28 protein-coding genes and 1 pseudogene are annotated in these 24,499 nt (G+C 69.3%); 21 read left to right on the top strand and 8 right to left on the bottom strand.

The window, feature by feature from the left end; genetic code table 11:
• Window positions 1-88 precede the first annotated feature (88 nt).
• A complete protein-coding gene (locus ASC79_RS08105) occupies window positions 89-805 on the top strand; it encodes a pyridoxamine 5'-phosphate oxidase family protein (protein WP_056026868.1) in 717 nt (238 codons plus the stop codon).
• Here the strand turns inward: ASC79_RS08105 and ASC79_RS08100 are convergent.
• Window positions 778-1,299 (bottom strand): hypothetical protein, encoded by a 522-nt coding sequence (locus ASC79_RS08100; protein ID WP_056026865.1) that lies wholly within the window; start codon window positions 1,297-1,299, stop codon window positions 778-780. The genes ASC79_RS08105 and ASC79_RS08100 overlap by 28 nt on opposite strands.
• 13 nt (window positions 1,300-1,312) lie before the next feature.
• On the bottom strand, window positions 1,313-2,164 hold the full coding sequence (locus tag ASC79_RS08095; RefSeq protein WP_056026862.1) for a glutamate racemase: 852 nt from the start codon (window positions 2,162-2,164) through the stop codon (window positions 1,313-1,315).
• 214 nt (window positions 2,165-2,378) lie between these two features.
• Here ASC79_RS08095 and ASC79_RS08090 point away from each other — a divergent pair, with 214 nt between their 5' ends.
• From ASC79_RS08090 to ASC79_RS08055, 8 genes are all read left to right on the top strand, one after another.
• The gene (locus ASC79_RS08090) at window positions 2,379-2,636 is read left to right on the top strand and encodes a hypothetical protein (protein ID WP_056026859.1); all 258 of its coding nucleotides are present in this window, start codon (window positions 2,379-2,381) and stop codon (window positions 2,634-2,636) included.
• Window positions 2,637-2,650: 14 nt separating this feature from the next.
• Window positions 2,651-3,310, top strand: coding sequence for a TetR/AcrR family transcriptional regulator (locus tag ASC79_RS08085; protein WP_056026856.1), 660 nt, complete (start codon window positions 2,651-2,653; stop codon window positions 3,308-3,310).
• Between the two features lie 84 nt (window positions 3,311-3,394).
• A complete protein-coding gene (locus ASC79_RS08080) occupies window positions 3,395-5,515 on the top strand; it encodes a M3 family metallopeptidase (RefSeq protein WP_056026853.1) in 2,121 nt (706 codons plus the stop codon).
• Between the two features lie 158 nt (window positions 5,516-5,673).
• Window positions 5,674-6,486, top strand: coding sequence for an SH3 domain-containing protein (locus ASC79_RS08075; protein ID WP_162244266.1), 813 nt, complete (start codon window positions 5,674-5,676; stop codon window positions 6,484-6,486).
• A 225-nt stretch (window positions 6,487-6,711) separates the two neighbouring features.
• Window positions 6,712-8,238 (top strand): signal recognition particle protein, encoded by a 1,527-nt coding sequence (gene ffh / locus ASC79_RS08070; protein WP_056026850.1) that lies wholly within the window; start codon window positions 6,712-6,714, stop codon window positions 8,236-8,238.
• Between the two features lie 20 nt (window positions 8,239-8,258).
• Window positions 8,259-8,795: a 30S ribosomal protein S16 gene (gene rpsP / locus ASC79_RS08065; RefSeq protein ID WP_056026846.1), complete on the top strand. Its 537-nt coding sequence runs from the start codon at window positions 8,259-8,261 to the stop codon at window positions 8,793-8,795.
• 59 nt (window positions 8,796-8,854) lie between these two features.
• Complete coding sequence (rimM, locus tag ASC79_RS08060; protein ID WP_056026843.1) at window positions 8,855-9,400, top strand: ribosome maturation factor RimM; 546 nt, start codon at window positions 8,855-8,857, stop codon at window positions 9,398-9,400.
• Window positions 9,401-9,462: 62 nt separating this feature from the next.
• Window positions 9,463-9,840 (top strand): limonene-1,2-epoxide hydrolase family protein, encoded by a 378-nt coding sequence (locus ASC79_RS08055; protein WP_056026841.1) that lies wholly within the window; start codon window positions 9,463-9,465, stop codon window positions 9,838-9,840.
• Here ASC79_RS08055 and ASC79_RS08050 read toward each other — a convergent pair.
• The gene (locus ASC79_RS08050) at window positions 9,830-10,690 is read right to left on the bottom strand and encodes an acyl-CoA thioesterase II (RefSeq protein ID WP_056026838.1); all 861 of its coding nucleotides are present in this window, start codon (window positions 10,688-10,690) and stop codon (window positions 9,830-9,832) included. The genes ASC79_RS08055 and ASC79_RS08050 overlap by 11 nt on opposite strands.
• 278 nt (window positions 10,691-10,968) lie before the next feature.
• Here ASC79_RS08050 and trmD point away from each other — a divergent pair.
• The 5 genes and pseudogenes from trmD to ASC79_RS08025 form a co-directional block, all read left to right on the top strand.
• A pseudogene (gene trmD / locus ASC79_RS08045) lies at window positions 10,969-11,702 on the top strand (tRNA (guanosine(37)-N1)-methyltransferase TrmD); the annotation flags it as partial.
• A 3-nt stretch (window positions 11,703-11,705) separates the two neighbouring features.
• Window positions 11,706-12,092, top strand: a complete 387-nt coding sequence (gene rplS, locus ASC79_RS08040) for a 50S ribosomal protein L19 (RefSeq protein ID WP_056026832.1) — start codon at window positions 11,706-11,708, stop codon at window positions 12,090-12,092.
• Window positions 12,093-12,351: 259 nt separating this feature from the next.
• On the top strand, window positions 12,352-12,840 hold the full coding sequence (locus tag ASC79_RS08035; protein WP_056026829.1) for a helix-turn-helix domain-containing protein: 489 nt from the start codon (window positions 12,352-12,354) through the stop codon (window positions 12,838-12,840).
• Window positions 12,837-13,412, top strand: coding sequence for a 2-hydroxychromene-2-carboxylate isomerase (locus ASC79_RS08030; RefSeq protein WP_056026826.1), 576 nt, complete (start codon window positions 12,837-12,839; stop codon window positions 13,410-13,412). The genes ASC79_RS08035 and ASC79_RS08030 overlap by 4 nt, the downstream gene beginning before the upstream one ends.
• Before the next feature lie 26 nt (window positions 13,413-13,438).
• The gene (locus ASC79_RS08025; RefSeq protein WP_056026823.1) at window positions 13,439-14,137 is read left to right on the top strand and encodes an SDR family NAD(P)-dependent oxidoreductase; all 699 of its coding nucleotides are present in this window, start codon (window positions 13,439-13,441) and stop codon (window positions 14,135-14,137) included.
• A 12-nt stretch (window positions 14,138-14,149) separates the two neighbouring features.
• Here ASC79_RS08025 and ASC79_RS08020 read toward each other — a convergent pair whose 3' ends face one another.
• From ASC79_RS08020 to ASC79_RS21340, 4 genes are all read right to left on the bottom strand, one after another.
• Window positions 14,150-14,686 (bottom strand): hypothetical protein, encoded by a 537-nt coding sequence (locus tag ASC79_RS08020; RefSeq protein WP_056026820.1) that lies wholly within the window; start codon window positions 14,684-14,686, stop codon window positions 14,150-14,152.
• An 81-nt stretch (window positions 14,687-14,767) separates the two neighbouring features.
• The gene (locus tag ASC79_RS08015) at window positions 14,768-15,535 is read right to left on the bottom strand and encodes a LytTR family DNA-binding domain-containing protein (RefSeq protein ID WP_056026817.1); all 768 of its coding nucleotides are present in this window, start codon (window positions 15,533-15,535) and stop codon (window positions 14,768-14,770) included.
• A complete protein-coding gene (locus ASC79_RS08010; protein ID WP_056026814.1) occupies window positions 15,532-16,581 on the bottom strand; it encodes a sensor histidine kinase in 1,050 nt (349 codons plus the stop codon). The genes ASC79_RS08015 and ASC79_RS08010 overlap by 4 nt, the downstream gene beginning before the upstream one ends.
• A 173-nt stretch (window positions 16,582-16,754) precedes the next feature.
• Window positions 16,755-17,465 carry a PEPxxWA-CTERM sorting domain-containing protein gene (locus ASC79_RS21340; protein WP_056026811.1) on the bottom strand — a complete coding sequence of 237 codons (711 nt, stop codon included), beginning with the start codon at window positions 17,463-17,465 and terminating at the stop codon, window positions 16,755-16,757.
• 203 nt (window positions 17,466-17,668) lie between these two features.
• Between ASC79_RS21340 and ASC79_RS08000 the strand changes: the two genes are divergently transcribed.
• Complete coding sequence (locus tag ASC79_RS08000) at window positions 17,669-18,592, top strand: hypothetical protein (protein ID WP_056026808.1); 924 nt, start codon at window positions 17,669-17,671, stop codon at window positions 18,590-18,592.
• Here the strand turns inward: ASC79_RS08000 and ASC79_RS07995 are convergent.
• Window positions 18,589-19,491, bottom strand: a complete 903-nt coding sequence (locus ASC79_RS07995; protein ID WP_056026805.1) for a LysR family transcriptional regulator — start codon at window positions 19,489-19,491, stop codon at window positions 18,589-18,591. The genes ASC79_RS08000 and ASC79_RS07995 overlap by 4 nt on opposite strands.
• A 179-nt stretch (window positions 19,492-19,670) precedes the next feature.
• Here ASC79_RS07995 and leuC point away from each other — a divergent pair, with 179 nt between their 5' ends.
• Genes leuC through ASC79_RS07965 form a run of 6 tightly spaced genes read left to right on the top strand, consistent with a single transcriptional unit; the run spans window position 19,671 to window position 24,492 of the window.
• Window positions 19,671-21,095 carry a 3-isopropylmalate dehydratase large subunit gene (leuC, locus tag ASC79_RS07990; RefSeq protein ID WP_056026802.1) on the top strand — a complete coding sequence of 475 codons (1,425 nt, stop codon included), beginning with the start codon at window positions 19,671-19,673 and terminating at the stop codon, window positions 21,093-21,095.
• Window positions 21,092-21,814, top strand: a complete 723-nt coding sequence (locus ASC79_RS21280; protein WP_162244265.1) for a hypothetical protein — start codon at window positions 21,092-21,094, stop codon at window positions 21,812-21,814. The genes leuC and ASC79_RS21280 overlap by 4 nt, the downstream gene beginning before the upstream one ends.
• A complete protein-coding gene (locus ASC79_RS07980) occupies window positions 21,811-22,662 on the top strand; it encodes a VOC family protein (RefSeq protein WP_056026797.1) in 852 nt (283 codons plus the stop codon). Before ASC79_RS21280 ends, ASC79_RS07980 begins: the two co-directional genes overlap by 4 nt.
• Window positions 22,659-23,582: a hypothetical protein gene (locus ASC79_RS07975; RefSeq protein WP_056026794.1), complete on the top strand. Its 924-nt coding sequence runs from the start codon at window positions 22,659-22,661 to the stop codon at window positions 23,580-23,582. The genes ASC79_RS07980 and ASC79_RS07975 overlap by 4 nt, the downstream gene beginning before the upstream one ends.
• Entirely contained in the window at window positions 23,582-24,193 is a 612-nt protein-coding gene (leuD, locus tag ASC79_RS07970; RefSeq protein ID WP_056026792.1) for a 3-isopropylmalate dehydratase small subunit, read from the top strand. The genes ASC79_RS07975 and leuD overlap by 1 nt, the downstream gene beginning before the upstream one ends.
• Window positions 24,190-24,492, top strand: a complete 303-nt coding sequence (locus tag ASC79_RS07965; RefSeq protein WP_056026789.1) for a putative quinol monooxygenase — start codon at window positions 24,190-24,192, stop codon at window positions 24,490-24,492. Before leuD ends, ASC79_RS07965 begins: the two co-directional genes overlap by 4 nt.
• Window positions 24,493-24,499 lie beyond the last annotated feature (7 nt).

The raw sequence follows: 24,499 nt of genomic DNA, 5'->3' as shown, positions 1-24,499 counted from the left end.
GCCAAAGTGGTCTGAGCACCTACCCGATATTGGACCATCACAACAGTCCGCAGGTGACGTAGGACCATCGCTGAAAGGAACCCGCCCCATGAGCAGTTTCACCCCCGCGCCGCGCTCGCGCGCCCGGCGCAAGCCCGACCGGGCGGCGTATGACGAAGAGGCGGTCTTCGCGATCCTGGACGCGGGCCTGCTCTGCCATGTCGGCTACGTCATCGACGGCCAGCCCTTCGTTACCCCGACCACCTACTGGCGCGAGGGCCGCAAGCTCTACTGGCACGGCTCGGCCGCCAGCCGCATGATCAAGGCCCAGGCTGGCGGCCTGCCGGTCTGCGTGACGGTCAGCCACATCGACGGCCTGGTGCTGGCGCGCTCAGGCATCGCCCACTCGATGAACTACCGCTCGGTGATGGCCTTCGGCCGCGCCCGGCTGATCGAGGGCGTGGCCGCCCGGCGCGCGGCGATGGAGGCCTTCATCGATCGCCTTTATCCAGGACGCTCGGCCGAGTTGCGGCCGGCGACCGACAACGAGATCCTGCAGATCGGCCTGGTCGAGATGACCATCGAGGAGGCCAGCGCCAAGCAGCGGGACGGCGGCGTCAACCGCACCCCGGCGGACGAGGACTGGACCGCCTGGAGCGGCGTGATCCCGATCGAGACCCTTATCGGCGCGCCGATGGCCGACGCGCAGCAGAGCGCTGGCGCAGCGCCCTCGCCCAGCCTTGGCCTCTACGAACCTGGGGCTCGCCTCGATACAGTGCTGACCGCCGCCGCCGGCGCCTACTGCGGCTTGCCGGTCTCGACATAGGCCTTCAGGCGGGCGACCTGCTCGCCCAGCACGCCGTCCACCGGCCCGGCCCAGGTCTGCGCCAGGCCGCCCTTGGCGTAGCCGCCGACATCGTAGGTCAGGGTCAGCTGCGTCTTGTTCGGATCGGCGGTCTTGTCGAACTGCAGGCCAAGATGGCCGCCGGCGCCCGTCGTCGCCAACGGTCCGAGCCCGCCGGCCATGCGCAGGGCGTCGGGCGCGGAGTAGACGATGCTCATGTGGCGCACGAAACCGTCAGGCAGTTTCTCGCAGAAGCAGCCCGCCGCATCGATGGAGAGGTTCTTCGCGTCGCCCGAATAGGTGTGGCTGCTGTTCCACCAGCGGCCGATGTCCAGCGTCGCGGCGCGGACCTTGGCCGGCGGCGCGTCGATAGCGACGACATGGCGGATCTGGAAACCGGCGGCGTCCTTGTCGGCGACCTCGGCGTGCGCAGTCCCCGCCGCCAGCAGCGCGACGGCGATTCCCAACACTTTCATGGTCTTGGCCTCCCTAAGCCTTTTCGAAGCTTAGCGGCGCCCCCCAGAAAGTCTCAACCAGCATGTTCTGCGCCCCGGGCTCGCCGGTGGTGATGAATCGCCGGCCGCCATCCTGGCCGATCGCGTAGTCGGGGTGCTTGGCGACATAGGCCTCCAGCGCGTCGGCCGTGGCCCGCGGCTGGTGGATCAGCGGCGTGCCGGGCTTCAGCGCCGCGCGGAAGATGTCGGCGATGATCTCATAGTGGGTGCAGCCCAGGATCGCCCGGTCCGGGGCGCGTCCGACCCGCGTGCTCACCGCGGCCACGTGGGCCTCGACCGCCTGGGCCAGTTCGACCGCACCGGCGCCGTTCTCGATCATCCGCGCCAGCTCGGGGCAGGGCTCGGCGAACACGGCCACGTCCTGACGGCGCTTGTCGATCTCGATCTCGTAGACGCGCGAGCGTGCCGTGGCCGGGGTGCAGAACACCGCCAGGATGTCGAGCTTCTCGACCTTTTCGCCGCGCCGCTCGGCCTCGTGCTCCCAGGGCATGCCGGTGGCCGCCTCAATGGTCGGGACGATGATGCCCAGCACGTTGACCGGCCGGCCCAGCGCCTTGCGATATCCCGGCAGCCAGGTCTGCTGCAGCCGCCGCAGCGCGATCGCCGAGGCCGTGTTGCAGGCCAGGACGACCAGATCGCAGCCCATCTCGAACAACTGCTCGCAGCCGGCGCGGGTCAGCTCGACGATCTCTTCGCCGGTTCGCCCGCCATACGGCGCGTTGGCCTGGTCGGCCAGATAGATGAAGTCGGCTTGCGGCAGCCGCTGCACGAGCGCGCGGTGCACGGAGAGCCCGCCCACGCCTGAATCAAAGACGCCAATGGCCATGTCCCAGGATGTAACCGGCGCCGCGGCCGACGTCCATGCAGGCGTTCGCCGAACTCCGACATTTCAAATTGACATCTTTGTCAGGCTGACATATCTGTCAGTCCAAGCGTTGCAGTATGGTGTGAATTCAAGCGGACGGCCCGAGACGCAGGCCGGCCGCGCTTGCGTTTTTTCTCAGCGTCGCAACCAACCCGGATCCGAAACCAAGAAAGCCATGGCCCTCCCCGCCCGCGCCTCCGACTCTCCCGACGCCCCGTCGCCGACCTGGCAGATCGGGGTCGATGTCGACCTCGCCACCGCGCTCGCCTTGTCGCGCGCCGCCACCCGCGCCCTGCTCCAGCTCTCCCCGCTCGCGCACCGCGAAATCACCGCCGCCCTGGAGCATGAGATCGACGTGCTAGAACGCCAGAGCGACCCTCTGTCCCTCGCCGCCGCCAACGCGGTGCGCCAGTACCTGCCCGAGGCCGCCTGACCCCCCGGCGTCCCATGAGGGTCAATCTTGAGGCCCGGGCCGCGGCGGCCGAGCAGCGCAAGGCGCAGACGCGCGAACGCCTGCTCGACGCCGCGATCACGGTCATTGGCGACAAGGGTCCCCAGGCCTGTTCGATCGAGGACTTCGTCGCCGCCGCCCAGGTGTCCCGCGGGACCTTCTACAACTACTTCCCCACCGCCGAGGACCTGCTCCGAGAGGTTCGGCGCAAGATCGTCGCAGCCCTGGCCGAGGTGCTCGACGCCCGGCTGCCGGCCACCATGTCGGTGTCGCTGCGGCTGGCCACGCGCCTGCACAGCTACATCCTGTCGGTCAGCCGCGACCCGGCCTGGGGCTGGATGATGGCGCGCCTGGACGGCTCGCGCCTCGAGCGGACCCCCATCCTCGAAACCAACCTCGACCTGATGTTCTACGAAGGCGTCTCGCGCGGCGAGTTCCGCGACATGGACCCCGCCGCCGTCCGGACACTGGTGTTCGGCTCCAGCCGCATGGTCCAGCGCGACATCCTGATGGGGCTTTCCAGTCCCGAGCACGCCATCCAGGTGGTGGCGCTGGTGCTCACCGCCTGCGGCCTGGCCTACGAGACGGCCCTGGCGACCAGCCGTGAAGGGGCCGCCGTCGCCCTGGAGATCCAGGCCGTCCTCGACGCGGCCTGACGTCACATTACAAGCCCGTCATGTGACGTCCTGGAATCTTGACCCTAAGGTTGCCACCTTCGATCAAGCTTCACTGGAGTTCTCATGAAACGGCGCACGTTCCTGGCCGCCTCTGGCGCGATCGCCGCCGCTTCGGCCCTGCCCGCCGCCGCCTTCGCGCAGGCCGCCGGCGCGAGTGGCCTGACCGCCGCATGGACCGGCCCGTTCGGCGGGGTCCCGGCCTTCGACAAGATCGCCGTCGCCGACTTCCCGGCCGCCTTCGACCTGGCCATGAAGACCGAGCGCGCCGAGATCGACGCAATCGCGAACAACCCCACGCCGCCCGACTTCGACAACACCATCGCCGCGCTGGAGCGTTCCGGCGACCTGATGAACCGGGTCGGCATGTTCGGCGGCGTCTGGTCCTCGACCCTGTCGACCCCCGAGCTGCGCGCCCAGGAAAAGGTGCTGAATCCGAAACTGTCGGCCCACAGCGACGAGACCCTGCAGAACGAGAAGCTCTTCAAGCGGATCGAGGCCGTCTACAACGACCGCGCCAAGCTGACCCCCGAGCAGCAGCGTCTGACCTGGGTCTATTGGAACCGCTTCGTGCGCGCCGGCGCCAAGCTCTCGCCCGACGCCAAGAAGCGCGTGGCCCAGATCAACCAGGAGCTGGCGGCCCTGTTCACCAGCTTCAGCCAGAACCTGCTGGCCGACGAGACCGACTACGTCCTCTACCTGCGCACCGAGAGCGAGCTGGCCGGCCTGCCCGACGACGTCCGCGCCGCCGCAGCCGTGGCCGCCGAGGAGCGCGGCAAGAAGGGCGAGTGGGCGATCCTCAACACCCGCTCGTCGATGGATCCGTTCCTGACCTATTCCAGCCGCCGCGATCTGCGCGAGAAGGTCTGGCGCACCTATTACAGCCGCGGCGACAATGGCGACGCCAAGGACAACAACGCCAACATCCAGAAGATCCTGAAGCTGCGCTTCGAGCGCGCCCAGCTGCTCGGCTATCCGACCCACGCCCATTGGCGGCTGGAGAACGCCATGGCCAAGACGCCGGACGCGGCCATGGAGCTGATGACCCGCGTGTGGCCCTCGGCCATCGGCCGCGTGAAGGAAGAGGTCGCCGAGATGCAGGCGATCGCCGACAAGGAAAAGGCCGGCATCAAGATCGAGCCCTGGGACTACCGCTACTACGCCGAGAAGGTCCGCGCCGCGCGCTACGACCTCGATATGAACCAGATCAAGCCGTACATGCAGCTCGAGAAGCTGCGCGAGGGCATGTTCTGGGCCGCCGGCGAAGTCTACGGCTTCGAGTTCGTCCAGGTCGCCGACGTCCCCGTCGCCCATCCCGACATCCGCGTCTGGGAAGTGAAGAAGGGCGGCCAGCACGTCGGCCTCTGGTACTTCGATCCCTATGCCCGCCAGGGCAAGCGCTCAGGCGCCTGGATGAACGCCTATCGCCGCCAGGAGAAGTTCGACAAGCCGATCACCACGATCGTCTCGAACAACTCCAACTTCGTGAAGGGCGCGCCCGGCGAACCGGTCCTGATCTCCTGGGACGACGCCGAGACCATGTTCCACGAGTTCGGCCACGCCATCCACGGCCTGAACTCCGCCGTCGACTATCCCTCGCTGTCGGGCACCGCCGTGCCGCGCGACTACGTCGAGTTCCCCAGCCAGATCAATGAGCACTGGCTGCCGACCAAGCAGGTGCTCTCCAAGTTCGCCCTGCACCACAAGACCGGCGCGCCGATCCCGCAGGCGCTGGTCGACAAGCTGGAAAAGGCCAAGACCTTCCGCCAGGGCTTCGACGTCACCGAGTACCTGTCCTCGGCCCTGATCGACATGAAGCTGCATCTGGCCGGCGGCGCCGACATCGACCCCGACGCCTTCGAGCGCGACGAGCTGGCCAAGCTCGGCATGCCGAGCGAAGTGGTCATGCGCCACCGCACCCCGCAGTTCGGCCACGTCTTCGCCTCGGACGGCTATTCGGCCGGCTACTACAGCTATCTGTGGTCCGAGACCCTGGCCCTCGACGTCGTCGACGCCTTCAAGCAGTCGCCCGGCGGCATGTACGACAAGGTCATGGCCAAGAAGCTGCATGACAACGTCATGAGCGTCGGCAACTCGGTCGATCCAGCCATCGCCTATCGCACCCTGATGGGCCGTGACGTCGACGTGAAGGCCTACCTCCGCGACAAGGGCTTCCCGACCGCCTGACGAGAGCCCGTTCCTCCCCCGCCTGGGGAGGAACGGGGTCCCCGGGATACAATTGTTGATTGCCGGCCGGCATGGAACGGACCAGCCGCGGGCGCATTTTTCCGGCACAGCTTGTTCGCCCTGTCCAGGGGCCTCGAATTCGCGCCAGGAAACCCATCATGCGTCCCTCGCAAGTCACCGCGGCCGTCGTCGCCGTCGCTCTCGCCCTCCCCGCCGCCGCAACGGCCCAGCCGACCCTGCGCCAGGGCAGCCCGCTCTCCTCGATCTTCGGGTGCGACGCCGGCGGCAACAAGCAGGCCGGCGGCGCCGTCATCGGCGGCCTGGTCGGCGGCGTGGTCGGCAGCAACCTCGCCAAGAACGAGCGGACCCTCGGCGCCGTGCTGGGCGCCGCCGCCGGCGCGGCGGCCGGCTCCTACATCGGCTGCCGCATGCAGCGCACCGATCAACAGAAGGCCCAGGCCGCGGCCCAGTACGCCCTCGACCGCGGCGGCTCGCAGTCCTGGTCCAACGCCGAGACCGGTGCCTCGGGCGACGTCCGCGTCATCTCCACCTCGAACGGCGGCGGCGGCGGTCAGCCGGTTTCGCTGAGCGGCCTGCGCTTCGCCAACGGCGTCGAGCCCGCCTCGGCCTACGAGGCCGCCTCCGGCCCCTACACCGCCCCCAAGACGGTCAACATCCGCGCCCGGCCGACCACCTCGGCGCCGGTCGTCGGCAAGCTGAGCGGCGGCCAGAGCTTCGACGCCCTGGCCCGGGTCAGCGGCACGCCCTGGCTGCTGGCCGGCCGCAACGGCCAGGCGATCGGCTACGTCTCCGACACCGTCGTGCGCCCCGCGAGCGGCGGTCAGTACGCCGGCGGCAATTCGGTCTGCCGCACCTTCGACCAGACCATCCGCACCCAGAGCGGGGCCCCGGAGACCTCGCGTCACACCGCCTGCAAGGGCTCCGACGGCCAATGGGTGGTGCAGGGCTGACCCTCCGCACAGGTCGGCGACGCCACGCAATATGTGGCGTCGCCCCTTCAAATCCTTGACCTAAAGCATCCACAGGGGCATAAGCGCCCCCTTCTGGCGCATAGCATTCGCGCCCTCCACCGCCACGACCCCCACGACTTATGTGGGACGAGGGCGGCGAGGCCCCCCGTCGACGTGATCGTCCACGGGGGTCGATTGCGTTTGGGCCTATAGGAGTTCCGCCGCGTGTTCGACGCACTGACAGATCGGCTTTCCGGGGTTTTCGACCGCCTCTCCGGGCGGGGCGTGCTCTCGGAAAAGGACATCGACGAAGCCCTGCGCGAGGTGCGTGTCGCCCTGCTTGAGGCCGACGTCGCCCTGCCGGTCGTTCGTGAGTTCATCGCCAAGGCCAAGGAACGGGCCGCCGGCGAAGAGGTGATCCGCTCGATCCGCCCGGCCGACCAGGTGGTGAAGATCACCTATGACGGCCTGGTCGAGATGCTCGGCGGCGAGGAGCCCGAGGGCCTGAACCTCGCGCTCAACCCGCCGACCGTCATCATGATGGCCGGCCTGCAGGGCTCGGGTAAGACCACCACCGCCGGCAAGCTGGCGCTGAAGCTGGTCAAGGACCGCAAGAAGGTCCTGCTCGCCTCGCTCGACACCCGCCGCCCCGCCGCCATGGAGCAGCTGGCTCTTCTGGCGACCCAGGCCGGCGTGGATAGCCTGCCCATCGTCGCCGGCCAGGCGGCGCCGGACATCGCCCGCCGGGCCATGTCGGCCGCTAGGCTCCAGGGCTACGACGTCCTGATCCTAGACACCGCCGGCCGCACCACCATCGACGAAGCGATGATGGCCGAGGCCGCCGAGATCGCGAAGATCGCGTCCCCGACCGAAACCCTGCTGGTCGCCGACAGCCTGACCGGCCAGGACGCCGTGCGCACCGCCACGGCGTTCCACGAGCGCCTGCCGCTGACCGGCCTGGTGCTGACGCGGGCCGACGGCGACGGCCGCGGCGGCGCGGCGCTGTCGATGCGCGCCGTCACCGGCCTGCCGATCAAGTTCCTCGGCGTGTCGGAAAAGATCGAGGGCCTCGACGTCTTCGACGCCCGCCGCGTGGCCGGCCGCATCCTGGGTCAGGGCGACGTCGTCGCCCTTGTCGAGAAGGCCGCCCAGGACCTCGACGTGGCCAAGACCGAGGCCATGGCCAAGAAGCTGGCCAAGGGCCAGTTCGACCTCGACATGATGGCCGAGCAGTTCGCCCAGATGAAGCGGATGGGCGGCATGGAAGGCCTGATGGGCCTGCTGCCGGGCGTCCAGAAGGTCAAGAAGCAGCTCTCGGAAGCCAACGTCTCCGACAAGACCATCGACCGCCAGATGGCGATCATCTCGTCCATGACCAAGGCTGAGCGCAAGAAGCCCGACATCCTGCAGGCCTCGCGCAAGCGCCGCATCGCCGCCGGCGCCGGCGTCGACGTGGCCGAGATCAACCGGCTCCTGAAGCAGCATCGCCAGATGGCCGACGCCTTCAAGATGATGAGCCGTGACGGCGGCAAGGGCTTCGCCCGGATGGCCGGCATGATGGGCGGCGGCGGCATGGACCGCCTCAAGGCCCTGGGCGGCGGCAAGCTGGCCGCGCCCGATCCCAAACAACTGGAAGAACTCGGCAAGCTCGCCGGCCAGGGGGGCGGACTGCCCGGCCTCGGCTCGGGCGCCCCGAAGCTTCCTGGCCTCGGCGGCCTGCCGCCGGGCTTCAACCCCTTCAAGAAATCCTAGAGCTTACAAAGGACTAACCCATGCTCAAGATTCGTCTCGCCCGTGGCGGCGCCAAGAAGCGCCCCTACTACTCGATCGTCGTCGCCGACTCGCACTCGCCGCGCGACGGCCGCTTCATCGAGAAGGTCGGCGCCTACAACCCGATGCTCAAGAAGGACGACCCGCAGCGCGTCACGCTGAAGGTCGAAGTGATCCAGGAGTGGATCAAGAAGGGCGCCCAGCCGACCGACCGCGTCGCCCGCTTCCTGGCCAACGAAGGCCTGGTGAAGTGGCAAGCCGGCAACAACCCGCAAAAGGCCGAGCCGGGCCGCAAGGCCAAGGAACGCGCTGAAGAGCGCGCTCAACGCGAAGCCGACCGCGCCGCCGCGGCCGCCGAAGCCGCCGCTCAGCCGGCTCCGGAACCGGAACCCGTCGTCGAGGAAGCCCCGGCCGCCGAGGCGCCCGCCGCCGAAGAAGCCGCTGCTGAAGCTCCGGCTGCTGAAGCTCCGGCCGCCGAAGCCCCGGCCGCTGAAGAAGCGCCGGCCGCCGAAGGCGACGCCGAAAAGACCGAAGGCTAAGCCCATCGCCGCCCGCCACGGCCTTCGGGGCGCGGCGGGCCGGCCTTGGTTCGACCGATATGGGCGACGAGACGCGCAATCTGATTTTCGTCGCCCAGGTCGGCGCGGCCCACGGGGTGCGGGGCGAGGTGAAGGTCACCACCTTCACGGCCGATCCGATGGCCCTGGCCGGCTACAAGACCTTGATGCGTCAGGACGGTTCAGCCGCCCTGACCATCGCATCGGCCCGCCCGACCAAGGGCGGGATCGTCGCCCGTCTCAAGGGCGTGGACGATCGCAACGCCGCCGAGGCCCTCCGCGGCCTCAAGCTCTACATTCATCGCGACAGCCTGCCCCCGCCCGAGGAGGACGAGTTCTATCTCGCCGACCTCATCGGGCTCACGGTCGAGACCGCGTCCGGCGAACTGCTGGGCAAGGTGAAGACCGTCCACGATTTCGGCGCCGGCGACCTGCTCGAGATCCAGCCGCGCACCGGCGCCAGCTGGTGGCTGCCCTTCACGCGCGAGGCCGTGCCGGAAGTCCGCATCACTGAAGGCAAGGTGATCGCCGATCCGCCGGCGATCATCGAGGCCGACCCCAACGAAGGCCGCGAAGAGGAAGACTGAGTCCTGGCGCCCCCTTCCTGCCGCCGTCTAGACTTGGCGGACAAGACGACCCGGGGGGGACCATGGACCAGAACGAACAGACCATCCGCGACTTCATCGCCGCCTGGTCGAGGCTTGATCCCGACGAGCTGGTCGGCTTCTTCACCGACGACGGGACCTATCACAACATGCCGTCGCGACCGGTCGCCGGCCGGGAGAACCTGCGCGCCTTCATCGCCGGGTTCATGCGCGGCTGGACGTCCACGCAGTGGGACGTCCTCACCCTGATCTCCCGCGGCGACGTGGTCGTCGCCGAACGGCTGGACCGCACCATGGTCGGCGCGACCCCCGTGGACCTACCCTGCTGCGGCGTGTTCCAGATGCAGGACGGCAAGATCAAGGTCTGGCGCGACTACTTCGACCTCGCCACCTACACCCGCGCGCTGCAGCCTACTTCTTGAGCCGCATCAGCCCTTCCTGAGCGACCGAGGCGACCAGCGTTCCGTCCTGGCCGTAGATTGCGCCGCGCACGAAGCCGCGGCCGCCCGAGGCGCTGGGGCTGTCCTGGGTATAGAGGTGCCAGTCGTTGAAGTTCGACGGCTTGTGGAACCACATGGCGTGGTCGAGGCTGGCCGACTGCAGGCCGGGCGTCTGCCAGGCGACGCCGTGCGGGCGCATCGCGGTCGACAGCAGGTTCATGTCGGAGGCGTAGGCCAGGATCACCTGGTGCATGCGCGCGTCGTCGCCGATCGGCGCCACGGCCCGCATCCAGGTGTCGCTCTTGGGTTCGCTCGGCTTGGGCTTGCGGCCGAAACCGTAGTTGTCGCGGCCGACCATCTCGATCGGACGCGGCCGGTTCATCATCCGGCGCATCTCTTCGCTCATGCCGTCCAGCACGGCCTTCTTCGCAGCGTCGGCCTCGGCGGCCATGTCGTCGGGGCTGCGCACGGCCGGCATCGGCGCCTGGTGCTCGAAGCCGTCCTCGGCGACCTGGAACGAGGCCGCCAGGTTGAAGATCTGCTTGCCGTTCTGCACGGCGATGACCCGGCGGGTCGTGAAGGTGCCGCCGTCGCGCGAACGGTCGACCTCGAACAGGATCGGGATCCGCGGATCGCCCGGACGGATGAAGTAGCAATGCAGCGAGTGGCAGATCCGCTCTTCGACCGTCTCGTAGGCCGCCAGCAGCGATTGGGCGATCACCTGGCCGCCGAAGATCCGGCCCGGACCATCCTCGGGCGAAACGCCGCGGAAGGTGTTCACCTCGATACGTTCGAGGGCCAGGGACTCGGTGAGGATTTCGGGCGTTTCCATGAGGTCTCTAAAAATGCTGCAGTGCGAATAGCGCCCGATTACGCCGATAGCAGCGTTCCGACAAGCTGGCCGTCATCGCGTGTCATCCCGGTTTGGGAAGCAAGACCGGGACCTATGAACACCGGATGGGGCAGGCAGCGACGCCGCTGCGCCTCATTCTACGCGGCCGCGCGACAATGGGTCCCGGTCTTCGCCTGCGGCGAAGCCGGGATGACAGCCTTGGCCGCCCCAGGGGACATCAGTGGAATTTCAACGCCCAATGGTCCAAAAGCCGCTCCATGTCCTTCGACGCCACCGTCCTGACCATGTTCCCCGAGGCCTATCCCGGCCCGCTCGGCGTCTCGCTGATCGGCACGGCCTGGCGCGAGCATGGGCTTTGGACATTGGAAACAGTGGACATTCGCGGCTTTTCCAAGGATAAGCGCGGCTTCCTCGACGACACCCCTGCGGGTGGCGGCCCAGGACAAGTGATGCGAGCGGACGTCATCGCAGCCGCGCTGGACAGCGTGGAGCGGCGGGGACGGCCGCTTTTGTACATGAGCGCACGGGGTCGGCCCCTGACCCAGGCGCGCGTGAGTGAATGGGCCAAGGGTCCGGGACTGATCGTCCTGGCCGGACGGTTCGAAGGGGTGGACCAGCGGGTGCTCGACGCCCGGGGGTTCGAGGAGATCAGCGTCGGAGACGCGGTTCTCGCCGGTGGCGAGGCGGCGTCCCTGGTGGCGATCGAAGCGTGCGTAAGGCTCGTGCCCGGCGTCCTCGGCCAGGCTGCGAGCTTGAGTGAAGAGAGTTTCGAGGACGGGCTCCTGGAGCACCCGCAGTACACCAGACCGCGGGAATTCGAGGGACTTGAGATACCGCCCGTACTGCTCAGCGGTCACCACGCCGATATCGGCAAGTGGCGGCGGAGCCAGCGCGAAGCGGCCACGCGGGAACGACGTCCGGACCTCTGGGCGGCGCATCTCGCCAATCAACAGGCAAAGGGCGAGTAAAGCCCAGTAGGACAAGGACGACCGATATGAACATCATCCAGCAGCTCGAAAAAGAAGAGCTCGACCGCCTCGCCGTCACCCGCTCGATCCCGGACTTCCAGGCCGGCGACACCCTTCGCGTCAACGTGAAGATCAAGGAAGGCGACCGTGAACGCGTGCAGGCCTACGAAGGCGTCTGCATCGGCCGTCAGGGCGGCGGCATCAACGAGAGCTTCACCGTCCGCAAGATTTCGTTCGGCGAAGGCGTGGAACGCGTGTTCCCGCTCTACTCCCCGAACATCGACTCCATCGAAGTGAAGCGTCGCGGCGTCGTCCGTCGCGCCAAGCTGTACTACCTGCGCGACCGTCGCGGTAAGTCGGCCCGGATCGCCGAGCGCCAGGTCGCTCGCAACACCGGAACCACCGAAGCCTAAGCTTCGACGCTTTCGAACTACCCAGCGGGGGCCGTGGCGACACGGCCCCCGTTTTCGTTTGCGGCCCGCCCCGGCCAGAGATCCGCTGACTGCTCCCTCGCCCCCTTGGGGGGAGAGGGTTGGGGTGAGGGGATTGCAGCCTCAGCCGCCAAGCGCCGCCCCCTCCCCACGTCTCCGAGGAAAAACCCGGCAAGAACCCCTTGCGCCCGGCCGCACGCCCACTAACCCTAATGATAAGAGTTACTCGGGAGCCTTCGCCATGCGCGCCAAATCCTTCGCCGGCATGACCTGTTCCGTCGCCGGCGCCCTTGAGGCGATCGGCGACCGCTGGGCGATGCTGCTGCTGCGCGACCTGTCGCTGGGCCTGTCGAAGTACGACGAGCTGCAGGCCTCGACCGGCATGCCGACCACCACCCTGTCGACCCGCCTCAAGCACCTGGAAGGCTCCGGCCTGGTCGAGCGCCGCCCCTACCAGGACAACCCGCCGCGCCACGAATACCGCCTCACCGACAAGGGCCGCGACCTCTGGAAGGTCCTGACCGCCCTGCGCGAATGGGGCGACCGCTGGGACGCCAACGGCCTGGGCGCCTCCACCATCGAACTGGTCGACGGCCAGACCGGCCGCCCCCTCGTCCTGGCCCTGGTCGATCCGCAGACCGGCCAGGCCGTCCCGCAGGCGCGCGCCCGCCTGCAGCCCGGGCCGATCGCCGCCCCTGGCCTGCGCAGACTTCTCGGAGAGACCCAATGACCCTGACCCGCACCCGCTTCTTCTTCGACTTCCGAAGCCCCTACAGCTACCTGGCCAGCACCCAGCTCGAGGGCCTGCCCGGCGAATTCGACTGGCGCCCCTTCGACGTGCTCGAGCTGATGAAGCGGGTCGGCAACGTGCCGACCTCGGTCATCTGCAAGCCCAAGCAAGCCTACGCCCGACAGGATCTCGGCCGCTGGGCCGCGCTCTACGGCGCCCCGCTCAGCCCCAATCCCGGCATGAGCGGGATCGAGGGTCCGCGGCTGCTGCACGCCGCCCTGGCGGCCCGCAAGCTCGGCCACGGCGAGGAGGCGTCGCGCCGGCTGTTTCGCGCCATGTGGGCCGGCGACGCCCCGCTGGCCACGTCGGACGATGTCGCCGCCCTGCTGGCCGACCTCGGCGTCACCGCGGACCTGATCGACGCGCCCGAACGCGCCGCCGAACTCGAAGCCAACACCGCCCGCGCGGTCGAACTCGGCGTCTTCGGCGCCCCCAGCTTCGTCACCGAGGGCGGCCTGCTGTTCTTCGGCAACGACCGTCTCGACTTCCTCCGCCGCGCCCTGGCGGCCTAGCCCGTCCTCCCCAGAAGGAACGCCACATGAAACCGCTCGCCATCGTCACTGGGGTCGGCCCCGGGACCGGGTCCTCGATCGTCCGCCGCTTCGCCGCCGCCGGCTACCGCGTGGCCATGCTGGCCCGGAACTTCGACCGCCTCGCCGCCCTGGCTCAAGAGATCGAGGACGCCGTCGCCGTGCCGGTCGACGTCTCCGACGCCGGCGCCCTCAACGCCGCGGTCGAGGATCTGATCGTCCGCTTCGGAACGCCCAAGGTCGTGGTGCACAACGCCGTCGGCGGCGCCTTCGGCAACTTCCTCGACGTCGACCCGGCCGTGCTGGAGCAGAACTTCGCGACCAACGTCATGGCCCTGCACCACCTCGCCCGTCAGACCGTCCCGAAGATGATCGAGGCCGGGGGCGGATCGTTGATCGTCACAGGCAACACCTCGGCCCTGCGCGGCAAGGCCAATTTCGCCGGCTTCGCGCCGACCAAGGCCGCCCAGCGCATCCTCGCCGAAGCCATCGCCCGCGAGGCCGGTCCCAAGGGCGTGCATGTCGCCTATCTGGTGATCGACGCGGTGATCGACGTGCCGTGGACCCGCGAGCGCTACAAGGACGCCCCGGACGACTTCTTCATCGCCCCCGACGATATCGCCGGCGAGGTCATCCACCTGGCCCAGCAGCCCAAGAGCGCCTGGTCGTTCCTCGCCGAGGTCCGGCCGTTCCGCGAGACCTGGTGATCTGAAGGAGGGTCACAGCGCCGCCATCACCCGCGCCACGCTGTCCTCCAGGCTCGGCGTCCCGACGATCTCGATGACCGGGCACGACAGCGTCACCAGCCAGGCCCGGTGCCGCTCCAGGCTGCGGCCGGGGAAACCCGGAACCTCGTAGGCCTGCGCCCAGGCCAGGAACTCCAGGTGCTGGTCGTGCATCGCCCCGCCCGGCTCGATGGCCGCGCCATAGCGCTCGCGCTCACGCGCCATCAGCCGCGCCATCCGCACCTCCTGCGGCACGTGCAGGAAAGCCACGAGGTCGAAGCGCGGGACGAACACGTCGCCCCAGCCGATCAGCGAGCCGGAGATCACCCACGACGGCGCGCCCTCCAACGCCGCCTCCATCAGCGCCACGCGCTCGGCCTCCGGGCGCTTGGCGGTGAACGGCGGATCGGTCGCCTCCCAGAAGAAGCTGTCGGTGTCGAGGTGCGCGCCGGCCAGCCGCGCGGCCAGCGCCGAGCCCAGCGTGGTCGTGCCCGACGACGACGCCCCGACGATGTGAATATGCGCCGCCATCGAGAACCCTCCCCCGCCGGCCCCTCCGGCGCAGCGCTCACTCATCGTCGCGAAGCTGGCGCCCGGCAAGGGAGCGCGGCGTCAGTCGCCGGGCTTGAGGGCCGAAATCACGCTGGCGATGTAGTTCGGCCCCACCGTCACCTCGATCTCGTCGCGCAGCACCAGGCTGACGACGCCGCGCCCCGGCCGGCGGATCTGCTCGACCATGGCGATGTTGACGATCGCCGAGCGGTGCACCCGCCGCAGCCGGGCGGGGCTGAAGATCTTCTCAAGGCCGGCCATGGTGGCGCGGACAAGGTGGCTGCGCGTCGGCGTGTGGACGACCACATAGTCGCCGGCGCCTTCGATCCAGACGATGTCTTCCGCGCGGAGCTTGGCCTCGCCGCCCTTGACCGGGACCCAGATCAGGTTCGGACGTCCGTCGTCCTCGCCAGGACGCTCGTCGCGCGCCGGCGCCGGCCGCGGCCCGCCATTGGCCGACTTCAGCGCCAGCCGGCGCTGCACCCGCTGCACGGCCTGGGCCAGCCGCTCGGGGGTCACCGGCTTCAGCAGATAGTCCGCCGCCTCGACCTCGAAGGCCTTGGGGGCGTACTGGCCGAAGGCGGTGAGGAACACGATCTCCAGACCGCGCTCGCTCTCCAGCTGGGCGGCCAGCTCCAGGCCGCTGCAGCCAGGCATCTCGATGTCCAGGATCACCAGATCGGGCGCCAGCTCGGCGATCACCTGGCGGGCGCGCAGGCCATCGCCCGCCGTCCCCACCAGCTCCACGCCCGGAACCCCGCGCAGGGCCTGGACCAGGCGACGCAACGCCACCGGTTCGTCGTCCACCAGGACGGTGCGGATGCTCATCGACCTGTCGTCCCATCGCTCAGCGGCAGCGTCAGCTCGGCCTGGAACCCGCTCTTGAGCCTGCGCGCGACCAGACGCCCGCGCTCGCCATAGAGCGCGGCCAGCCGCGCCTCGACATTGCGCAGGCCCACGCCCTCGCCGCGGGCGGCGCGAGTCTTGCGAACCGGCTCGCCGTCGTCGGACACGCTCAGCACCAGGTCCTCGCCGTCTTGGCGCGCGGCGATCGCCAGCCGGATCGGCCGCAAGGCCGGGGCCACGGCGTGCTTGATGGCGTTCTCGACCAGCGGCTGCAGGATGAAGCCCGGCACCAGGGCGGTGCGAAGCGCGTCGGGGCAGTCATAGGTCACGTTGAGCCGCCCTTCGAAGCGGACGGCCTCGATCTGCAGATAGGCCTCGGCGGTGTTGAACTCGTCGCCCAGCGGCGTGAGCGCCGCCGGGTCGATGTCCAGCGAGGCGCGCAGGAACTCCGACAGCCGGGTCAGCATGCGGTCGGCGCTCTCGATGTCGTTCTCCAGCATCAGGCCGGAGATCGCGTTGAGGGTGTTGAACAGGAAGTGCGGGTTCAGCTGCAGCCGCAGCAGGGTCAGTTGCGCCGCCTGGGCCGCGGCCTCGGCTTCGGCCGCGCGATGAGTCTGCCGGCGCGCCTCGTCATTGGCGCTGAGCACCCAGAACAGCGCGGCGTTCAGGCCGAAGGTCCAACTGTAGAGGATCGCCACCGAGACGAAGCGCGGCACGTCGATCACGGTCCAGCTTCGCCACTCCGGAAAATAGGTCTGGGCGAGCCACTCCATCAGCAGGACGTCGGCCGTCGTCACCGCCACGCCCGCGGCCAGGCACGCCAGGGCCATCAGCGGCCAGCGCAGCAGCGGCGGCTTGGCCTGCAGCCAGCGCCAGGCCGCGTGCAGCAGGATCGCCAGCGCGATCGCCAACACCCAGAAGACCGCCTGCAGCGGGATCTGCACCCACAGCGTGCCGCGCCCCGCGAGCGCGGTGAGCAGGGCGACCATCGTGAAGCCGAACGTCCATAGCGCGATCGAGGCCCGCAAGGCCGTCCGCGCCGACTCCGATCTCGCCCCTGCGCCCAAGATCCCCATGGTCCGCGACATTAGCCAACCTTTGCGTGTTTGACGCCCGTGTCGTCGCCCAAGGGCGGCCGGATCGTCGTTTCATCGCCGAGGCGCCCGCCCTCGGGTCGAACAGGCGCCCCGGCGAACAGGCCTCAGGCTGCGGCGAAGCCGTGGCTGCGGCGCCGGCGCAAGGCCGTGCCGGCAAGGCCGAACCCGAGGATCATCATCGCCCAGGTCGCCGGCTCCGGGACCGCGGCCACGGCGTCGGTGGTGAAGGTCGAGAGGTTGCGGGCCCCGAAGTAGTAGCCCTGGATCTCGAACCGGCTGATGTCGTTGGCCGCCCGCTCGAAGCCGTAGAAGCCCGCGGCGTAGTTCGGGTCGTCGGCGTTGAACGACAGGCGCTCCAGAAGCTGGCCCGAGGCCCCGTACGCGCTCATGGTCAAGGTCTTGCCGATCGCATTGGACCAGACGAGCTCGGTCAGCACGCCGGCCACCGGGGCGTCGAAGGCGAAGTTCATGACCCCGTCGGTCAGGCCGAACGCGGCGTAGGGCTCCGCGCCGCCCCAGTTCGTGCCCGCGCCGGCGGTTGCAAAGGTGAACGAGCGCGTGGACCCGAACCGCGAACTGGTCGGCACGCCCGCCAGGTTGGTCGCCGTGTAGGTCACGCCGTCGCCGAAGCGCTGCGGGCCGGTCACGCTCGCGGCGCTGACCAGCGGGAACGCCTGCGCCACGCTCTCGGGCAGGGTCGTCACCGGCGCCGCGGCGGCGGGGTGCGCGGCCGCCAGGCAGCCGGCCACGGCCATCGCCGCGATCAGGCCGCCGGTCTGTTTCGAAGTTCGGTTCACGAGATTGTCCTTCTGCATGTCGATCTCGCGAGCAGGGGGTCTCTCCGGCGGGGCGCCGGCTCCAGGCCGCAACGACCAATCCCGATCTGCACGCGGTGAAGGCTGACTCCGCGTCCGCCCTCCAGCGATGGCGTTCATCGCGCCGGGATCGAGCTTGGACGCACTCGCCTCGCGGCCGCACGCCAGCCGGCCCAGCCAGGCGCAGCCACAAGGACCTCCCCATGACCTACAGAGCCCTCATCCTGATCGCCGCCGCCCTGAGCGCGGCCCCCGCCGCCGCCGCCCAGCCGCAGGACCCGGCCTCGGCCGCCGCGCCGGGGCAGATCGATTTCACCTACAACCGCTCGCAACCCACGGCGTCCGCCGCCGACCGCACCGCGCTGCAAGCCCAGGGCGTCAAGCTGCGCGACATCATCCTGGCCACGCCCGCCCTGGCCGACCCGCGCGGCTTTGCGCTCCACACCAGCGTCGTCCTGAACCGCCCCGTCCCCAGCCGAGCCGGCGAGTCGGACGTCGTCGTCGGCTCGGTGCTGTCGCGCCGGATCAATGTGACCAGGTCCAAGCCCAACGCCAAAGGCCGCTACCCCGGAGACGGGGAAGGCCCGGCCCTGATCTTCGCCGTCAACAAGCTCGAGGCGGCGCTCGGCTATCGCAGCGAGGCCGGCCACTTCACCCTGCCGGTGGAGCGGCGCGAACGCGACGGCGTGCTGACCTTCGTTCGATCCGGCCGCGACTACACCGTGATCACGCCGCCCGGCCTGCCGGCCTATCAGCCGGTCAGCATCGGCGACTATGTCGCCACCAGCATCGAGGCGTTTCGCGCCGACGGCGCACCGCAGCTGGCGACGGAATTGCAGGCGGCCGCGGCGCAATTGACCCCAGCACAGAAGGCCGCGCCCTACTGCGAGACCAACACCGGCCCCGCCACGGACCTGGCCAATCGCTGTCGCCACGCCAGCGCCAAGCCGATCGTGCGCCTCAACCCCAGGCTCGCGCCTGGGACGGGAGCCGCCAGCCGGGCGCGGATCATCGTCCTCAGCGTTCCCCAGCTCGGACAGGTCGGCGACGCTCAGGAACGGCGGCGGCTGCGCCAGGCCGCGGGCCAACTCGACATCGCCGCCCTGCAGGCGCTGCTGACGCCTTAAGCCTTGCGCCCTTCGGCGATGAAGGCCTGGAAGCCGGCCACCAGGTGGTCGAACATCAGCCGCATGCGGCGGTGGCCCTTGAGGTTCTCATGCATGGCGATCCACACCTCCAGCTCGAAGTTGAAGGCGTTGGAGAGCACCGGCGTGAGGCCATAGCGGCGCGCGATCTGGTGCTGGCAGGTGCCCACCCCGACCCCGGCGCGGATCGCGGCGATCAGCGCCAGGTCGTTGTCCGAGCGAAAGGCGAACAGCTCGCGGCTGATCTCCCACGGCAGGTCCAGCTCGTTCAGGGCCTGCAGCGAGGGCGCCTCGCGGTCGAACCCGACCACCGTGTGGGCGGTCAGATCCTGCAGGGTCTGCGGCGCGCCGAAGCACTCGACATATTCGGGGGCGGCGTAGAACCCGACGCCGATGGCCCCGACCTTGCGGGCCACCAGGGCGCCCTGGGTCGGGCGGATCATCCGCACGGCGATGTCGGCGTCGCGCCGCGACAGGTCCTCGGCCTTGTTCGACAGCACCAGCTCGATGTCGATCTCCGGGTGCTCGCGGCGAAAGCCGCCCAGGATCGGCGGCAGCACCTCGGCGCCCATGATCTGGCTGGCGGTGATGCGGATGGCGCCCTTCAGCTGCTCGGCCGAGCCGGACGCATCGCGCAGCGCCGCCGCGGCGGCGGCATGCATTTCAGCCAGGTGGCTTTCCAGCTGCCGGGCGAGGTCGGTGGGGGTGAGGCCGCGCGGCGAGCGCAGGAACAGCGGCGCGCCCAGCTTGGACTCCAACGCCTCGATGTGCCGGCCCAGGGTCGGCTGGGTGAGGCCGCGGGCCTTGGCGGCGGCCGACAGGCTGCCCGCCTGGAGCACGGCGTGCAGGCTTTGGAACAGATCCCAGTCAGCGTTCGCCATGCGTCAATGAATAGCCGATCTGTAAAAATCGGCAAATGCGGGCAGGCGGCCGCCAGGACCCTGGCGCCTGACAGCTTAAAGTGGAGACGCGGCCGCGCCGCTCAAAACGCTGAAGCATAGACCCTATTTTATCCGGTTCAGGTGTTTCCACCCGAACCGGAAAGGGTCTAGATGCGGCCATGGTTGGAAAGACGCTTTACGACAAAATCTGGGACGCGCACGTCGTCGAGGAACAGGACGGCGAGTCGATCCTCTACATCGACCTGCACCTCATTCACGAGGTCACCACGCCGCAGGCCTTCGCCGGCCTTCGCGCCAATCATCGGCCTGTGCGCCGTCCCGACCGCACGCTTGCGGTGGCCGACCACAACATCCCGACCGAGGGCCAGGCCAAGGGCGTCGCCGCCGTCGCCGACGAAGAGGCGCGCCTGCAGCTCCAGACGCTCGAGCGCAACGTCAAGGACAACGGCATCGAGTTCTTCCCGATGGGCGACGTGCGCAACGGCATCGTCCACGTGGTGGGTCCTGAGCAGGGTCGCACCCAACCGGGCATGACCATCGTCTGCGGCGACAGCCACACCTCGACCCACGGCGCGTTCGGCGCCCTGGCGCACGGCATCGGCACGTCCGAGGTCGAACACGTGCTGGCGACCCAGACCCTGCGCCAGACCAAGGCGAAGAACCTGCGGGTCACCGTCGACGGGACCCTGGCGCCCGGCGTCGGCGCCAAGGACATCGCCCTGGCCATCATCGGCAAGATCGGCACCGCCGGCGGCACCGGCTACGTCATCGAGTACGCCGGCGAAGCCATCCGCGCGCTGTCGATGGAAGGCCGCATGACGCTGTGCAACCTGACCATCGAGGGCGGCGCCCGCGCCGGCCTGGTCGCGCCCGATCAGACCACCTACGACTACATGCTGGGCCGCCCTGCCGCCCCCAAGGGCGGCGCCTGGGAAATGGCGCTCAGCTACTGGAAGACGCTCTATTCCGACGACGACGCGGTGTTCGACCGCGAGATCGTCATCGACGGCTCGACGATCGCCCCGCTGGTCACCTGGGGCACCAGCCCTGAGGACGTCATCGCCGTCACCGACGTGGCGCCCGATCCTGACAGCTTCGCCACGCCGGACAAGCGCGCCTCCGCCGCCCGCGCCCTCGAATACATGGGCCTGCAGGCCGGCCAGCCGATCACCGAGGCGAAGATCGACGTGGTGTTCATCGGTTCGTGCACCAACAGCCGGATCGAAGACCTGCGCCAGGCCGCCCAGGTGGTCCAGCACGCCTTCGTCAACGGCAAGCTGGTCGCCGAGCATGTTCGGGCCCTGGTGGTGCCGGGCTCGGGCCTCGTGAAGGCGCAGGCCGAGGAAGAGGGGCTCGACGCCATCTTCAAGGCGGCCGGCTTCGACTGGCGAGAGCCGGGTTGCTCGATGTGCCTGGGCATGAACCCCGACCGTCTGGCGCCTGGCGAGCGCTGCGCCTCCACCTCGAACCGCAACTTCGAGGGTCGGCAGGGCCGGGGCGGGCGCACACATTTGATGAGCCCAGCGATGGCCGCCGCGGCCGCCATCGCCGGCCATATCGCCGACGTCAGAGACTTCATGTGATGATGAGCCCCCGCACCAGTTTCTTGATCTGGTGGGGGCTTCCCATCCTCTGCGCCGGCCTCGGCGCCCTGGCCGCCGCCTATCTGGGCGAACGCGGGACCTTCGGCCGCGGACCGGGGCAGATCGGGCCGCTGATGCTGTTCGGCGGCTACATCGTCGTCGTCGGCCTGCTGGCCGTGGTCTTCCGCATGCGCCAGAACCAGGCCTCCTTCGAGGAGCGCGACCGCTTCGACAAGCCGGTCGAGGCCGCCATGGTCGCGTTGTGCGTGCCGATCCTCGCGGCTGGCATCTGGGTTTTCGCCGCCGGCCTGAAGGCCGACCTCGGTCCCGCCCGCACCGTCACCGGCAAGCTTGAGCACATCAACCGGGTCGGCGCCTTCGGCCGCAGCTTCGGGATCGACCTCGAATCCAGCGCCAGCCCGCTGATCCTGGAATGCCGCATCGATCGCAACTGCGGCAGCCCGACCCCGCTGATGCGCCTGAAGCCCGATTCCACCATGGAAATCGAGGTGCTGAACGGCAAGGTGCTCAGCCTCAAGGCCAACGGCCGCCAGCTCGTCGACGCCGCATCCCAGCGCCGCTGGCGCGTCGGCCTCGGCGGCGCGGGCCTGGTGCTGCTGCTGCTTTACGGCGCGGCCTTCCTGGTCGCCGCCGCCCGCCTGCTGTTCGACGACGGCGAGCCCGAGCCCGAAACGCCCACCTACTGGACCACGCCATGATCTCGGCCCTCGACCACGTCGCCCTGGCGGTCAACGACCTGGACGCCGCCATCGACGGCTACACCCGCCTGCTTGGCCTCGCCCCCAACTGGATCGGCGGAGACGGCGGCGCGCGTCATGCCTGGTTCCAGCTGCCCAACATGGCCCTCGACGTCATCGCCCCGCATGGCGAGGGCGCATTCGGCGACACGATCCGCGCCCATCTCGACGCCCATGGCGAGGGGATCTGGGCGCTGGCCTTCACCACCCCCGACATCGAGGCCGCCCACACTCTGCTTGGCCGTCGCGGAATCGGCGGCTCGACGCCCCGCTCGGTGCGCTCGACCCACGACGACGGCCGCAAGCGCTACTGGACGACCAGCAGCCTGGACGCCGAGGCGACCGGCGGCCTGAACATCCTGCTTTCGGCCCCGCCGCGCGACGGCGTCGCCTGGCCGCTGTCGGAACCGACCGGCGACGGGCCGATCGCCCAGCTCGATCACGTCGTCATCCAGACGCCGAACCCGGACCGCGCTCTGGGCGTCTACGGCGCCAAGCTCGGGCTCGACCTGCGGCTCGACCGCTCCAACCCCGACTGGAAGGTCCGGCAGTTTTTCTTCCGCTGCGCCGATAGCGTCGTGGAGTTCGCCGCCGGCGTCGATCGGCCGGTTTCCGACGCGCCCGACCGCTTCGGAGGCCTTGCCTGGCAAGTGACCGACATCGACGCGGCGCACGCCCGCATCGCTTCGGCAGGTTTCGACGTGTCCGAGGTGAAAACCGGCCGAAAGCCCGGCACCCGCGTCTGCACGATACGATCGGGGGTTGCGTCCGCCCCGACCCTGCTGATTTCGCAAAGCCCGCGCGCGTGAAGTGGGCGCTGGCGTTGGTGGCGGCGGGCCTTGCGGCCCCCGCGACGGCTCAGGACCTGCCCGTCACCCTGCCCGACCAAGCGACCTGGACCATGACCGTCGAGCGCACCCGCGAGCGCACCCGCCACAACGCGGCGCCGCAGGCCGCGCGCAGCGTCAGCACCACCGACGTCGACTGGACGGCCGGCGCCGACGGCGGCGTGGTCACCCTGCGCGTCCGCTCCGCACAGCTCGACGGTTCTGACGCCGCCGGCGTCGACACCAGCTCGCTGCTGGACCAGCCGGTCGTGCTTGAGGTCGACTCCTCGCTCGCGCCGACGCGCATCCGCAACTGGTCGCAGGTGCGCACCCTGCTCGAGCAAAGCATCGACAAAGCCGTCTCCGAGCCGGCTGCGGCGAGCGCCGCCAAGAAGATCTTCGGCGACCTCTCGCCCGAACTGGCCGCCCAGGTCGTGTCGCGCGAGTGGTCGCTGGCCACCCTGTCGCAAGGCACGGCGCTGACCCTCGGCGAGGCCGTGACCTACGAGGACGCGCTTCCCAACCCGCTCGGCGGACCGGCCATCAAGGCGCTGGGGTCTTACGAACTGCAGGCCTACGACGCCGCCGCCGGCGTCGCGGTGGTCGCCTGGAAGCAGGCCTTCGATCCCAAGTCGGCCAGCGACAGCCTGGGCCAGGCGCTCAGCGCCATGATGGCGCGCCTGGCGCCCGACAAGGCCAAGGAAGCCCAGGCCGCGTTCGCCGGCATGCGGATCAGTCGCGAAGACGTTTGCCGCCACGAGATCGACATTCCCACCGGCCTTGCCCTAAAGGTCATCTGCACCAGCGCGATCTCCACCAGCGCCAGGGGCGAAACCGCGACGAACCTCGACCGCTGGACGATCACGCAGACCCGTCCGCAGTCCTCAGCCAAGACGAACTGATGCAAGCCTTTACCCGTCTCGACGCCAAGATCGCCCCGCTGCCGCTGGCGAACATCGACACCGACCAGATCATCCCCAAGCAGTTCCTCAAGACCGTGGAACGCGAGGGCCTGGGCCGCGGCCTGTTCTACGATTTCCGCTTCGACGAAAACGGCAATGAAAAGAATGACTTCGTCCTGAACCGCCCAGAATACAAAGGCGCGGGCGTGCTGGTCGCCGGCGACAACTTCGGCTGCGGCTCCTCGCGCGAGCATGCGCCCTGGGCGCTGATGGACTTCGGGATCAACTGCGTGATCTCGACCAGCTTCGCGGACATCTTCTACAACAACTGCTTCCAGAACGGCCTGCTGCCCGTGGTGCTGAGCGCCGAGCAGGTCCAGGACCTGATGGAAGAGGCCAAGGGCGGCAACCACATGGTCACTGTCGACCTGCAGGCCCAGACCGTCGTCTCCCCGTCCGGCAAGACCTTCGCCTTCGAGATCGATGCGGCCCGCAAGGAAAAGATGCTCAACGGCCTCGACGCCATCGGCGAGACCCTGCAGGCGGCCGCCTCGATCGACGTCTACGAAGGCAAGCGCGCCATCAGCCAGCCCTGGCTGGAACGCGCGTGACCCTGATCATCGCCGGCACGGTGCGGGTCCCGCAGGAGGTCCTCGCGGACTTCCGGCCGCACATGCGGGCGATGCTGGACGCCAGCCGCGTCGAGGACGGCTGCCTCGAATATTCCTATGCCGAGGACGTCCTGGACCACGGCCTGATCCGGGTCTTCGAGGTCTGGCGCGACCAGGCCGCGCTCGATGCGCACTTCAAAACGACGCACATGGCGACCTGGCGCAGCCATTGGCCCGCCTTCGGGGTTTCCGATCGCCGGCTCTTCGCCTACGAGGTCGCCTCCGAACGCCAGCTCTAGGCGCGTG

Source organism: Phenylobacterium sp. Root1290 (assembly GCF_001425305.1).
Taxonomy (GTDB): domain Bacteria; phylum Pseudomonadota; class Alphaproteobacteria; order Caulobacterales; family Caulobacteraceae; genus Phenylobacterium.
The sequence above is the reverse complement of the archived record's forward strand: the minus strand, read 5'-3'. Positions and strand labels throughout refer to the sequence as shown.

Coding starts and splice junctions, on each gene's coding strand:
- rplS (WP_056026832.1), top strand. CDS start 11,706: ATGAACATCATCCAGCAGCTCGAAAAAGAAGAGCTCGACCGCCTCGCC.
- leuC (WP_056026802.1), top strand. CDS start 19,671: ATGGTTGGAAAGACGCTTTACGACAAAATCTGGGACGCGCACGTCGTC.
- ASC79_RS08090 (WP_056026859.1), top strand. CDS start 2,379: ATGGCCCTCCCCGCCCGCGCCTCCGACTCTCCCGACGCCCCGTCGCCG.
- ASC79_RS08015 (WP_056026817.1), bottom strand. CDS start 15,535: ATGAGCATCCGCACCGTCCTGGTGGACGACGAACCGGTGGCGTTGCGT.
- ASC79_RS08095 (WP_056026862.1), bottom strand. CDS start 2,164: ATGGCCATTGGCGTCTTTGATTCAGGCGTGGGCGGGCTCTCCGTGCAC.
- ASC79_RS08020 (WP_056026820.1), bottom strand. CDS start 14,686: ATGGCGGCGCATATTCACATCGTCGGGGCGTCGTCGTCGGGCACGACC.
- rpsP (WP_056026846.1), top strand. CDS start 8,259: ATGCTCAAGATTCGTCTCGCCCGTGGCGGCGCCAAGAAGCGCCCCTAC.
- ASC79_RS21340 (WP_056026811.1), bottom strand. CDS start 17,465: ATGCAGAAGGACAATCTCGTGAACCGAACTTCGAAACAGACCGGCGGC.
- ASC79_RS07980 (WP_056026797.1), top strand. CDS start 21,811: ATGATCTCGGCCCTCGACCACGTCGCCCTGGCGGTCAACGACCTGGAC.
- rimM (WP_056026843.1), top strand. CDS start 8,855: ATGGGCGACGAGACGCGCAATCTGATTTTCGTCGCCCAGGTCGGCGCG.
- ASC79_RS08050 (WP_056026838.1), bottom strand. CDS start 10,690: ATGGAAACGCCCGAAATCCTCACCGAGTCCCTGGCCCTCGAACGTATC.
- ASC79_RS08030 (WP_056026826.1), top strand. CDS start 12,837: ATGACCCTGACCCGCACCCGCTTCTTCTTCGACTTCCGAAGCCCCTAC.
- leuD (WP_056026792.1), top strand. CDS start 23,582: ATGCAAGCCTTTACCCGTCTCGACGCCAAGATCGCCCCGCTGCCGCTG.
- ASC79_RS08105 (WP_056026868.1), top strand. CDS start 89: ATGAGCAGTTTCACCCCCGCGCCGCGCTCGCGCGCCCGGCGCAAGCCC.
- ASC79_RS07995 (WP_056026805.1), bottom strand. CDS start 19,491: ATGGCGAACGCTGACTGGGATCTGTTCCAAAGCCTGCACGCCGTGCTC.
- ASC79_RS08025 (WP_056026823.1), top strand. CDS start 13,439: ATGAAACCGCTCGCCATCGTCACTGGGGTCGGCCCCGGGACCGGGTCC.
- ASC79_RS08000 (WP_056026808.1), top strand. CDS start 17,669: ATGACCTACAGAGCCCTCATCCTGATCGCCGCCGCCCTGAGCGCGGCC.
- ASC79_RS08100 (WP_056026865.1), bottom strand. CDS start 1,299: ATGAAAGTGTTGGGAATCGCCGTCGCGCTGCTGGCGGCGGGGACTGCG.
- ASC79_RS08055 (WP_056026841.1), top strand. CDS start 9,463: ATGGACCAGAACGAACAGACCATCCGCGACTTCATCGCCGCCTGGTCG.
- ASC79_RS08085 (WP_056026856.1), top strand. CDS start 2,651: ATGAGGGTCAATCTTGAGGCCCGGGCCGCGGCGGCCGAGCAGCGCAAG.
- ASC79_RS08075 (WP_162244266.1), top strand. CDS start 5,674: ATGCGTCCCTCGCAAGTCACCGCGGCCGTCGTCGCCGTCGCTCTCGCC.
- ASC79_RS08035 (WP_056026829.1), top strand. CDS start 12,352: ATGCGCGCCAAATCCTTCGCCGGCATGACCTGTTCCGTCGCCGGCGCC.
- ASC79_RS08080 (WP_056026853.1), top strand. CDS start 3,395: ATGAAACGGCGCACGTTCCTGGCCGCCTCTGGCGCGATCGCCGCCGCT.